Consider the following 11,583-nt stretch of genomic DNA (forward strand, 5'->3'; position numbering starts at 1 on the left):
CGGCGCACAACTGGCCGCCCACCTGCTCGCCTTCGCGCGACGCCAACCGCTCTCGCCGGCGGTCGTCAATCCGGGCAGGCTGCTCGGCGGCATGAACGAGATGCTGCATCGCGCGCTGGGCGAGACGATCCACGTCGACACGGTACTTGGGCAAGGTCTGTGGAACGTGGTGGTCGATCGCAACCAGCTCGAAAACGCGCTGCTGAATCTGTCGATCAATGGCCGCGACGCCATGCGTGGCGAAGGCATCCTCACCGTGCGCGCCGAAAACGCGGTGGTGACCGACGCCTATGTCGATGAAACCTCCGGTCTGACAGCGGGCGAATATCTGGTTTTCTCGATCACCGATACCGGCGTCGGCATGCCGGCCGAAGTGCTGGAGCGCGCGCTGGAACCCTTCTTCACGACAAAGCCCAACGGTCACGGCACGGGCCTCGGGTTGAGCATGGTGTTCGGCTTCGTCAAGCAAAGCGGCGGCCATATGCTGATCAGCAGTGTGGTCGGCAGCGGCACAACGGTGCGGCTGTATTTTCCGCGCTGCAATGATCTCGAGACTATCGAATTAGCCAATCAACCTGCTGCTGCCATTGGCGGCAATGAGACGATCCTCGTCGTCGAAGACGATGCGCAAGTTCGCCTGACCGCTGTCGAAATGCTCGCGCAACTCGGCTACAAAGTGCTGACGGCCTCGGATGGCGACTCCGCGCTCGAGTTTATTGGCAGCGGGGTAAAGATCGACCTGCTGTTTACCGACGTGGTGATGCCTGGCAACGTCAAGAGCGTCGAACTGGCACGACACGCTGCGTTGCACATGCCGGCCATTCCGGTGCTCTTCACCTCGGGCTATACGCGCGACGAGATATTCCATCACGGCAAGCTCGACCCCGGTGTGACGTTGTTGAGCAAGCCATATCATCGCGACGACCTCGCGCGCACGGTTCGCACCGTGCTGAATGCTCACGATCGCGCACCCGCCTCGTCGTCAGCGGTCGAAGCAACCCCTTCCAATGCCACGGATGTGCAGCGCAAATCCGCCTCGCCGTCTCACGTGCTGCTGGTGGAAGACGACGAGCCCTCGCGTGAGGCGATGAGCGAACTGCTCGCGAGCTTCGGGCTGTCCTGCACCGCGGTGGCCAGCGCCGAAGAAGCACTCGCGCTGGTGGTGACGCATCGCTACGATATCCTCCTGAGCGATGTCACTTTGCCGGGCATGCAGGGTGACGCGTTGGCGCGAGCAATGCGCAGCATGCAGCCCGCGCTGCGCGTCGTGCTGATGTCGGGCTACGGCGAGCAGGCTAATCTGGGTGAAGCGATATCCGGCGCGCGCTTGCTGCCCAAGCCGTTTGACATTGCCGTGCTGCGGCGCGAACTGACGGACTCGGTCGAACGGCAACACACCACACCGGCAGCGTAGCGCGGCAGCGCACCACGCTATGGGGTGAGAGAGGATGGCGGAGATGAACGTCCAATGCGGCACAGCGGGCTGGGCCGACAAATCGCTGATTGCCTGCAAGCGCTTTTATCCACGCGGGTACAGCAGCGCGGAAGCGCGGCTGCGTTTTTACGCCAGCCAGTTCCCGCTCGTGGAAGTGGACTCCGCTTACTATGCGATGCCTTCCGCGTCGAATGCGCAACTGTGGGCCGAGCGCACGCCTGCCGGCTTCACTTTCAACTTCAAGGCATTCAGGATCTTCACGGGGCATCAAACTTCGCCCGATGTGCTGCCGCAAGATATCGTCATGGCACTCGCGGCCACACCCTCTCCAGCGACGCGCAAAAAGAATCTGTACTACCGCGATCTGCCAGCGGAGATTCGTGACGAACTATGGCGACGCTACCGCGAAGCGCTCGAACCGCTGCGACAGACCGACCGGCTCGGCGCCGTGCTGTTCCAGTTCGCGCCGTGGATCACCAGTGCGCCGGAGGACCTCGCGCATGTCGACGAGTGCGCGGCACGCATGGCCGGCTACACGATGGCCGTCGAGTTTCGCAATCAATCGTGGCTCGATGAGAAGCACGCGGCGTCGACGCTCGCATTTCTGCGCGAGCGGGATCTCGTACACGTGATCGTGGATGCACCGCCGGATGTGACCAACCGCGTGCATACGGTGTGGGAAGTGACGAATCCGCAACTGGCGATGGTGCGCCTGCACGGCCGCAATACGGGAGCGTGGAACCCTGGCGCCGGCGCCACGGCAGCAGACCGGTTTAACTACGACTACAGCGACGAGGAACTCGAAGAACTGGCCACATCGATTCGCGCGATTGCATCGCGTGCGGCGAGAACGCATGTGATTTTCAACAACTGCTTCGAGGATCAGGGGCAGCGCAATGCGCTTACGATGACTGGGTTGCTGGGGGGCGCACCGACCACATTGTTTGAATGATCGTTGCGCTCCCCCAAACGCTCAAGCCAGGCCGAACGGGTCGTCGATACTGCGGGCGGGCTCGGTAAACCAGCGCGGCCCGGACTCCGTCATATACGCATGGTCCTCGTGACGGATGCCGAATTCGCCCGGCATGCACAGCATCGGCTCGATACTGAAGCACATGCCGACGTCGAGCGGCGTGGTGTCGCTGCTCACCAGATACGGGCCCTCGTGAATCTCGAGGCCAATACCATGCCCCGTACGGTGCGGCAGACCCGGCAAGCCATAACCCGCGCTGTAACCGGACTTCTGCAGGTATGCGCGCACAGCCTTATCCGCTGCACCGGCAGGCACGCCGCAGCGCACCGTCTCAAAGGCCGTGCGTTGCGCTTCCTGTTCATGCAGCCACACTTCGCGCTCACGCTCGTTGGCATCACCAAACACATAGCTTCGCGTGATGTCTGAGTTGTAGCCATGCAGCTGGCAACCCGTATCGATCAGCACCATTTCGTTGTTGTCCAGCGCCTTGGGCGTCTTCACACCATGCGGGAAAGCCGTGTCAGGTCCGAACAGCACAATGCAGAAACTCGAACCGCTGCGCGCACCCACCGCACGATGCGCGTCGTCGATAAAGTCCAATACTTCCGACGTGCTGATGCCTTCGCGCAAGATTGCCGCGGCTGCCTGATGCACGCGGATCGTCATATCATTGGCACGCTGCATCAAGGCTAGTTCGGTCGCGGATTTCTGCATCCGGCACGGCCGCGTCACCTCGGTCGCCGCCACGATCTGCACGCTGCCCGCACAGATACGTAGCCCCTCGAACATAAAGTACGACGCGGACTCGTCAAGGCCCAGAACCGCACCCGACGACTTGAGCCGGTTCACCCGGTCAATCAGAAGCTGGTGCGGATTTTCGTCTTCCTCCCAGCAGCTCATCGCACCGGGGATCTGCAGCACGCCCGTAAAAGTGCCGCGTTCGAACGCCGGCACAATGTATTCAATCTCGCCGCTAGCAGGAATCAGCGCGCCAGCGAGCCGCTCGCTTCTGCGCCAAGGCACGCCGGTGAAATACAGCAGGTTCGCGCCTGACTCGACATAAACGGCGTCCATTCCCTGCTGCTGCATCAGGCGCTGAGCCTTGGCGATGCGCGCCAGAAACTCCGCCGGCTGAATGGGCTCAATGCCGTGCGTCATATCGTGCAGTTGGGCCAACTCGTGTTGTGCGTCCGAACCGCCAATGCCGATACCCATGAATCCCCCTCTCTCTCTAGAAAATTAACTTCGTTTTCCCGCACCGGCACCTGGGCCTGGCCGGTTTGTTTGCTCAGTGGAACCACCGAGATTGCCGGCCCGATCAGCTTCAGTAGTTATCCTGATCAAGCTTACTAAACGCTAACTCGTTCGATACCAGGCTCTATGCTTCAACGGTGGACTGCGCTTCGAACACGATTGCCGGGTCGTGAAACTCCGTGTCTCCAAAGCGCGCCACCTTCTTCGCACTTGCCCGCGTCTTCGCGCTGTCGTACACGTTAAGCGTGCCGACCCAGAGTACCTGCGCTTCACCGCCTACCGCTTTGACCGAGTGCGGCTTCGTGGCGTCGAAATGCACGCTGTCACCGGCTTTCAGACGGTAAATCTTCTTGTCGACGCAGTAGCGGATTTCACCTTGCAGCACGAATACGAACTCTTCTCCTGCGTGCGACACCGTCTCCGACGCGTAGCCTGCCGGCATCAACATCTTGACCGCATGGACCTGGCTGCCGGCGAACACAGTGGAAAGCCGTTCATACGCCACCCTGCCGTTCTCGACCGCAAAGGTGGGCCGCGAATCCTGATGCGAGTCCGTTTGCGGCAATTCCGGTGCCTCGACCAGTGCGCCAAGCGGCATGTCCAGCGCAGCGGCAATATTGGTCAGCGACGACAGGGATGGGCTCGTCTGAGCGCGCTCCACCAAAGAAATAAAGCCGATCGACAGCCCTGTCGCTTTCGCCAGTTGCAGCAACGTCAGACGCAACTCGCGCCTGCGTGCGCGGATCCGCTCGCCGATCCCCGTAATCTGCGCATGGTTGTTGCCAATGGCCACACTACCTCCCATCTTTGCAGGGATCTTCCCGAGGTCAAAAATTTTAGTCAAGGTAAAATTATTATATAGGTAAAATTTTGCGCTGGCGGCAGAGCGGCCGTTCAGACTTTGCGGGAGGGAACGCCAGAACACCCAAGGTAGAATCAGGCCACTTAGCGTCTCTACCATTCAACGCCCACCTCCGATGCCGAATCAGACACTGCTCCAGCTTCTCAACGCCCGCGTCCAGGACGCTCTCACTGCCGCAGGCTGCGCGGACGCACCCGCCAATGTGCAACCCGCCGGCCGTCCCGAACACGGCGACTATCAGGGCAATGGCATCATGGCTGCGGCGAAAGCGCGCAAACTCAACCCCCGCGCCCTGGCGCAAACAGTGGTGGATCATCTGAAGCTCGATGGCATCGTGAGCCGCGTCGAGATTGCTGGACCCGGGTTTATCAACATGACCGTCGCGCCGGACTACCTCGCGCAATGGGTAAGCAACGCGTTAAGCGACGACAGTCTGGCGGTCCCGCGTGTCACTGGTGACGCCGTGCAATGCGTCGTAATCGACTATTCGTCGCCGAATCTTGCCAAAGAGATGCACGTGGGGCATCTGCGTTCCACCGTGATCGGCGACGCGCTCGCGCGCGTGCTGCGTTTCGTCGGGCATCGGGTCATCGCGCAGAATCACGTCGGCGATTGGGGCACGCAGTTCGGCATGCTAACGGCGTCGATGGACGAAGTGGTGGCTGAAGACACTACGGGGATGGCCCTCGCCGATCTCGAAGATTTCTATCGCAAAGCTAAACAGCGCTTTGATGAAGACCCGGCATTTGCGAATCGGGCACGCGATTACGTGGTCAAGCTCCAAGGCGGAGATCCCCGCGTGGGCGCACTATGGAAGCGCTTTCTTGAAGTTTCCATGCAGCATTGCGAGGAGATCTATCGCCAGCTCGGAGTCGGCCTGACACTCGCCGATGTGCGCGGCGAAAGCGCCTATAACGACGACCTGCCGGTGATCGTAGCTGACCTGGAAGCACGCGGACTGGCTGTGACAAGCGACGGCGCGAAAGTCGTGTTCCTCGACGAGTTCAGCAGCAAGGACGGCGAGCCCGCCGCGTATATCGTCCGGAAGCAGGACGGCGGCTATCTCTACTCCACCACTGATCTCGCCGCGATGCGTTACCGCTGCGGCACCCTTAAGGGCGACCGGCTGCTGTACGTGGTCGACGCCCGTCAGAAGCTGCATTTCCAGCAGTTGTTCTCGCTGTCGCGCACGGCGGGGTATGTCCCGCCGCACATTCAGCTGGAGCACGTCGGATTCGGCGTCGTGCTCGGCGACGACGGCAAGCCGTTCAAGACCCGCAGCGGCGACACGGTCAAGCTTGCCGAACTGCTGGTCGAGGCGACGCAACGCGCCTATGACCTCGTCACCGAAAAGAGTCCTGAACTGCCGGAAGCCGAACGGCGCGACGTGGCCAAGGTGGTAGGGATCGGCGCGATCAAATACTTCGATCTCGCCAAGAACCGCAGCACGGACTACGTGTTCGATTGGGCGAGCATGCTGTCGTTCGAAGGCAATACGGCGCCTTATCTACAGTATGCGTACACGCGCATCAAGAGCGTGCTGCGCCGCGCCGGCGAGTGGGATATCAACAGCACAGTGAGCCTTGAAGAACCGGCCGAGCGTCAACTCGCGCTGCAACTGTCCCGCTTCGCGGACGCGGTACTCGCCGTCGCGCAGGACGCCTTACCGAATTATCTGTGCTCGTATCTCTACGAACTGGCTGCAGCGCTAATGCGCTTTTACGAAGCGTGCCCGGTGCTCACCGCCAGTGGCGAGGTACGCAACAGCCGCCTGCAACTGTGCCGCCTCACGGCGGATACATTGCGCACGGGCCTGGGATTGCTGGGAATCGACGTGCTGGAGACGATGTAAGACCCACTCGCTGATGTTGTCTGCCGGTAGCGCATCGACGACGAAGACGCTACCGGCATTGCATACATAACCAACGGGCTAGAACTGCTCCTTGTTCATCAGCGCCTTCGCGTTGCTCTGATCGATTCGCTGGGTTGGCACCACCACGTTACGCGGCACTTCGGTCGCGCAGTCGATCAGGATTTTCTTGGCGAGTTCGAGCGCCTGGGCCGCCCCTGTCGGATACGTGTAGGTGGCTGCCCACTGGCCGTCTGCCACCGAACGGATACCACCGGACGGTCCAGGCAGGCCGTCCGTGCCGATGATCTTCACCTGGCCTTCCTTGCCAGCCTGCTTGGCAGCGATATATGCCCCCGCTGCCGCCAGATCGTTGCTCGTATAGACCAGCTTGATATCCGGATGCGCCTGCAGCATCGCGGAGAATACCGTCACCGCCTGGTCCTCCATCCAGTCCACCGGTTGCACCGCTACGAGCTTGATCTTGGGGTTGCCAGCAATGCCCGCCTTAAAGCCTTCGAGACGCTCGATGGCCGGCGACGAACTCGGCAGCCCTTCCAGAATCGCCGCCTCGCCGCCATCGGGCAGCAGCGTTTTGGCCGCCCACTCGCCCGCTTCGCGCGCAATCGCCCGGTTGTCTCCGCCGACGAACGCCGTATAGTTGTCGCCCGTCGTCTTGCGGTCGAGTTCGATCACCGGTACGCCCGCCTGATACACCGCCGATACCGCCGGCGTCAGCGGCGCCGCTTCGAACGGCGAGATCATCAGCAAATCGACGTGCTGGGTCATGAAGTTCTCGACCTGCGACACCTGGGTGTTCACGCTTGCCTGCCCATCTGCAATGACCAGCTTGAATTTCGGGTAGTTCTTCACGAGACGTTCAAGCTCATGGTTGACGTGCTCGCGGTAAGGTTCCTTGAAATTCGCCTGGCTAAAGCCGATCACGTAGTCGTTGTTCGGCCCGCACTCCTTCGCGAGCGGCTTGCCACCCGCCGCCCATGAGCTGGACGTAAGCGCCACACTGGCCGCCAGCAAGGTCGTTTGCAAAATGACTTTCATATGCCTGTCTCCTGTCGGGCAGAGTTTGCGCTTTAACGCTTGCTCCGGTCCCATGCAACAAGGTTGCGATCGTTTTGACATACGCCAGCGCACCCTGCTCGCCGCAGCCGGGAACCACGCGCACGGATTTACCGCCTCGAACCTCCACGGCCCACGACGTAAGTCTGCAGTGCTGCGGCGATCACGATGATCGCGCCCGTCGCAAGCAGTTGCATGGCGGCACTGACGTCATTGAGCTGCAGAATATTGGCGAGCGCCCCGAGCATGATCGCGCCCGCGATGGTGCCGATCATGGAGCCGGCACCCCCGAACAGATCCGTGCCACCGATCACCACGGCGGCGATTGCATTGAGTTCGTATCCGGTACCATCGTTAGGGCTACCAAACGAAAACTGTCCAGCGTGGACGATACCGGCAATCGCCGAGGCGAAACCGGTCAGCGCATAGACCGAAATCTTGATTGCGGCCACTGGAATGCCGGAGAGGCGTGCCGCTTTTTCATTCCCGCCGACGGCCACCACATAGCGGCCGTAACGCGTGTTATTAAGCAGAAACGCCGCGACCACCGCCAGCACCACGAACACCAGTGTCGCGACCGGGAACACGCCGCCGATCCGCTGGCCGAGCACGCCGAACGCCGGCGGCGCATTGCCCGGACCCGCACCATAGTTGATGTTGATAAATGCGTTATTCGAAGCGATCAAGGACAGGCCCCGCGCCGCCTGAAGTCCGGCCAGCGTGACGATGAACGCCTGGATCCGCAAACGCGTGGCAATCACGCCTTGAATGGCGCCGAACACCACGCCCGTCACGATGACGAGCGGCAACGTGCTCCACAGTCCCCAGCCTTCGTTGACAAGCAGGGTTGCGGTCAGCACCGAGCACAGACCGAGAACCGCCCCCACTGATAAATCGATGCCGGCCGCGATGATCACGAAGGTCATGCCCAGCGCGAGAATGCCGGTCTCGGAGATGGAGCGGATGATGTTGGCAATGTTATCCGGCGCGAGGAACAGAATATGGCCATGCCGCCGCGGCGAAAACACCACGCCTGCGGTGACCACGAGGATCAGCCCTAGCAGGCTCTGAAAACGGACCAGCCAGGCGAGCAGGCTGCGCGGACGATCGCCGCCCGAGGTCGTGGTGGTCGGCGTGGTGCTCATGCGGCAAGGCCCTCCCCTTCGCTGACGCGACGCACATCCTCTTCACTCGGATTCGGACCGAATTCGTGAATCGTGCGTCCTGCGTGCATCACGATGATCCGGTCGCACAACCCGATCAGTTCAGGCAATTCAGAAGACGCCACCAACACACCCAGGCCGGTATCGGCGAGGCTGCGCAAACGCCGGTAGATTTCCGCCTTGGCGCCGACGTCGACCCCGCGCGTGGGTTCGTCGAGCAGAAGCAGGCCCGGATCGTTCATCAGTTCCTTGGCGAAGACCACCTTTTGCTGGTTACCGCCCGACAGGTTGACCACCTTCGCTTCGGGCGAGCGTGGACGTACGTCGTAGTCGTTGATGGCGCGCATCACCTGACGTCGCTCCAGCGCCCGCGACACGAGACCAAACGGCGTGACGCGTTTCAGCGTGGACATCACGGCGTTTTGTGCAACCGTTTGGCTGAGGATCAGGCCAGTGCCACGCCGGTCGTCCGTGACGAAAGCGATGCCCGCACGACGGGCGGCCGGGATATTGCCGAGCACGGCTGGTTTGCCGCGCACTTCGACGCGGCCGCGCCAGCGTCCGCTGGTGCCGAAGCCGTAAAGGGTCGACAACAGCTCCGTGCGGCCCACACCCATCAGGCCCGCCAGACCGACGATCTCGGCGGCATGCACCGTCAGCGAAATATCACGGGGCGCTTGCCAGCCAAGGCGTGGGATGTCCGGGTCGAATGCCGCGTGTTCGAGCAGGAGGATCGGCGCGCCGACTCGCGTCGCGCGTGGCGGGAACAGATCGGAGAAAGGCCGCCCCACGAGCATCTGGACGAGCGTCGCCTGGGGTGCATCGGGTGCCGTGGTGCCGACGACAGCGCCATCGCGCATCACCGTGACGCGGTGGCCAATGCGCGTCACTTCTTCGAGCCGGTGCGAGATATAGACGATGCCGACACCGCGCTCGGACAACTCCTTCACCACCGTAAAGAGGTGATCCGCTTCGACTGCTGACAGAGCCGCGGTAGGCTCATCCATAATCAAAATGCGTGCCTGCGCGGACAGGGCTTTGGCAATCGCGACCAGTTGCCGCTCGCCCATTCGCAGGCTCGACACCGGGAGACTGGCATCGAGCGACACGCCGGCGCGCGCCAGCAGGTCCTGCGCCTTGCGCCGCATCGCCGCGCCAGCCAGCACGCCCTTGTGAGTAATTTCGTTGCCGAGAAACAGATTGCCTGCGATATCGAGGCCGGGGACGAGGTCGAGTTCCTGCGGGATCATCACGATGCCGGCGGCGTGAGCGTCGCGGGGGCTAGTTAGATTCAGCAGGTTACCGTCGAGTTTGATCGCGCCCGCGTCGGGCAGAAACGCGCCCGATAGCACACCCATCAAGGTGGATTTGCCCGCGCCGTTTTCGCCGAGCAGTACATGCACCTCGCCGGCGGCGAGATCGAAGTCGACACCCTTGAGCGCATGCACGCCGCCGAAGCGCTTCTGGATGCCACGGACCTCGAGCAAACGCGCCGTCATGGCGCACCGAACCCGGTCGGCCATACGACCCAGTGCATGTCTCCTCCCTCTCGACGGGATTTGTCTCCCTTTGTTCTACTTCATATTTAAGCTGATTCATAGGAAAACACTAAAGAGAATGGCTTTCCGCGTGCGTTTCTCTTCAGGATTTGCGATCTTCAGGTGAGACCTGGTTTCGAGCCGCCGCCGTGTCCCGCTTCCGGGGACGCCGCGGCATACCGCTCGTTGGCCCGGCAATCGTGGATCTTGCCGGAAACGTTGCCGAATGCCTGGCGATAAGCGCCCGAGGTCTTGCCGTAACTGCGCTCAAGCTCGGCAAGATCGAGGACAGCCGCGAATTGCAGCGCACAGCGCGGCGGCAAACTGGACGATGCGAGCGACGATGCCTCGACCGGAATTGCCACGGGGAATGCATCGGTCTCGCTGTCCACTTTGGCTACGACCACGGTCATGACCGTAATGGCCACGAGCAGCGTCAACATGCTGGTTGCCAAACGGGTAGACGAGCACTTCATTGAGCCCGCTATTGCGCCGGGCAGTTTGCCCGGCGGTGAGTCCGTCAGTTTGCCTAAACAACCTCCGAACCAACCTGCCAACGAACCCAAAGACCGCCTGCGTTGCATCGCGTCTATCAGGTGGCCCGACGCTACGCCGTCCCGCTCGCGCTCGACCTGTTGATCTCCTCGCATACCCTTTACTCCAGTGCCAGCTTGACCGTTCATGCCCAGTGCGCCGGAACCCAGATTGCACCCATCCAATGGCCCGGTACCCATACGAGCGGACGGGGCGGCGGCGGCGCGACGTAGACCACGCGCGGCGCAACATACACAGCGGGCGGCGGAGGCGGCGGTACGTAGACAACAGGCGGCGGCGGAACATACACGACTGGCGGCGGCGCCACGTAAGCCACCGGCGGCGCCACAACCACCGTCGGCGAGCGGACCACTACAGCTGTGCCACCCGTCGTCACCGTGCCCGCTGCTACGACCGTCCCACCGGTCGTAACCGTAGCGCCGTGTACACCTGTCACCGTCCCCGTGGTGGTCACCACACCGCCGCTGACGCGGGTCGCCGAGCCGGAATGGTAGACCGTCCCGCCGTCGGACCCCGTCGCCGTACCCGAGCGGTAGCAGGAATTCCCCGCACAACTGGTCGATGCCGAGTGGTTGACCGTGTTGCCGTTCGAGCCTGTCACCGTGCCCGAGGACGAATACTGACCCGGCGCATCACGCGTCACGCTACCGGATGTGTTGGCCGTCTTGCCGTCCGGACCCGTCAGGGTGCCGGTATGCGCACAGGTGCCGCCGGCGCAACTGGTATCGCCCGAGTGCTGCACGCTGTTGCCGTAGCGTCCCGTCGCGGTGCCTGAGTTGGAGAACTGGCCCGGCGCCGTGCGCGTCACGGTGCCAGTGTTGCTGGCGAAGCCGCCGTAGGGACCTGCCACGCCGCCCGCATGCGAGCAGCTGCCGCC

General features: G+C 62.3%; 10 protein-coding genes. 3 read left to right on the forward strand and 7 right to left on the reverse strand.

Annotated features, from left to right (window positions below; genetic code table 11):
- Positions 1-1,414: response regulator (locus WCA85_RS21210; protein WP_424066835.1), on the forward strand; the 1,414-nt coding region annotated here is incomplete at its 5' end.
- A 43-nt stretch (positions 1,415-1,457) separates the two neighbouring features.
- Positions 1,458-2,387: a DUF72 domain-containing protein gene (locus tag WCA85_RS21215; RefSeq protein WP_424066836.1), complete on the forward strand. Its 930-nt coding sequence runs from the start codon at positions 1,458-1,460 to the stop codon at positions 2,385-2,387.
- A gap of 21 nt (positions 2,388-2,408) precedes the next feature.
- Here WCA85_RS21215 and WCA85_RS21220 read toward each other — a convergent pair whose 3' ends face one another.
- The gene (locus tag WCA85_RS21220; protein ID WP_424066837.1) at positions 2,409-3,623 is read right to left on the reverse strand and encodes a M24 family metallopeptidase; all 1,215 of its coding nucleotides are present in this window, start codon (positions 3,621-3,623) and stop codon (positions 2,409-2,411) included.
- A 163-nt stretch (positions 3,624-3,786) separates the two neighbouring features.
- On the reverse strand, positions 3,787-4,506 hold the full coding sequence (locus WCA85_RS21225; protein WP_424066838.1) for a cupin domain-containing protein: 720 nt from the start codon (positions 4,504-4,506) through the stop codon (positions 3,787-3,789).
- Positions 4,507-4,639: 133 nt separating this feature from the next.
- Here WCA85_RS21225 and argS point away from each other — a divergent pair, with 133 nt between their 5' ends.
- A complete protein-coding gene (gene argS, locus WCA85_RS21230; protein WP_424066839.1) occupies positions 4,640-6,376 on the forward strand; it encodes an arginine--tRNA ligase in 1,737 nt (578 codons plus the stop codon).
- 78 nt (positions 6,377-6,454) lie between these two features.
- Here the strand turns inward: argS and WCA85_RS21235 are convergent, their stop codons facing one another.
- The 5 genes from WCA85_RS21235 to WCA85_RS21255 all read right to left on the reverse strand — a co-directional run.
- Entirely contained in the window at positions 6,455-7,432 is a 978-nt protein-coding gene (locus WCA85_RS21235; protein ID WP_424066840.1) for a substrate-binding domain-containing protein, read from the reverse strand.
- 128 nt (positions 7,433-7,560) lie between these two features.
- Positions 7,561-8,595 carry an ABC transporter permease gene (locus WCA85_RS21240; RefSeq protein ID WP_424066841.1) on the reverse strand — a complete coding sequence of 345 codons (1,035 nt, stop codon included), beginning with the start codon at positions 8,593-8,595 and terminating at the stop codon, positions 7,561-7,563.
- Positions 8,592-10,112 carry a sugar ABC transporter ATP-binding protein gene (locus WCA85_RS21245; RefSeq protein ID WP_424066842.1) on the reverse strand — a complete coding sequence of 507 codons (1,521 nt, stop codon included), beginning with the start codon at positions 10,110-10,112 and terminating at the stop codon, positions 8,592-8,594. Before WCA85_RS21245 ends, WCA85_RS21240 begins: the two co-directional genes overlap by 4 nt.
- 158 nt (positions 10,113-10,270) lie before the next feature.
- Positions 10,271-10,594: a hypothetical protein gene (locus tag WCA85_RS21250; RefSeq protein ID WP_424066843.1), complete on the reverse strand. Its 324-nt coding sequence runs from the start codon at positions 10,592-10,594 to the stop codon at positions 10,271-10,273.
- Between the two features lie 236 nt (positions 10,595-10,830).
- Positions 10,831-11,583, reverse strand: a 753-nt coding sequence (locus WCA85_RS21255) for a hypothetical protein (protein WP_424066844.1), incomplete at its 5' end; no start/stop codon positions are given.

It is taken from the genome of Paraburkholderia sp. (genome assembly GCF_049581445.1).
Classification (GTDB): Bacteria; Pseudomonadota; Gammaproteobacteria; order Burkholderiales; family Burkholderiaceae; genus Paraburkholderia.

Coding starts and splice junctions, on each gene's coding strand:
- WCA85_RS21245 (WP_424066842.1), bottom strand. CDS start 10,112: ATGACGGCGCGTTTGCTCGAGGTCCGTGGCATCCAGAAGCGCTTCGGC.
- WCA85_RS21215 (WP_424066836.1), top strand. CDS start 1,458: ATGAACGTCCAATGCGGCACAGCGGGCTGGGCCGACAAATCGCTGATT.
- WCA85_RS21240 (WP_424066841.1), bottom strand. CDS start 8,595: ATGAGCACCACGCCGACCACCACGACCTCGGGCGGCGATCGTCCGCGC.
- WCA85_RS21250 (WP_424066843.1), bottom strand. CDS start 10,594: ATGTTGACGCTGCTCGTGGCCATTACGGTCATGACCGTGGTCGTAGCC.
- argS (WP_424066839.1), top strand. CDS start 4,640: ATGCCGAATCAGACACTGCTCCAGCTTCTCAACGCCCGCGTCCAGGAC.
- WCA85_RS21220 (WP_424066837.1), bottom strand. CDS start 3,623: ATGGGTATCGGCATTGGCGGTTCGGACGCACAACACGAGTTGGCCCAA.
- WCA85_RS21235 (WP_424066840.1), bottom strand. CDS start 7,432: ATGAAAGTCATTTTGCAAACGACCTTGCTGGCGGCCAGTGTGGCGCTT.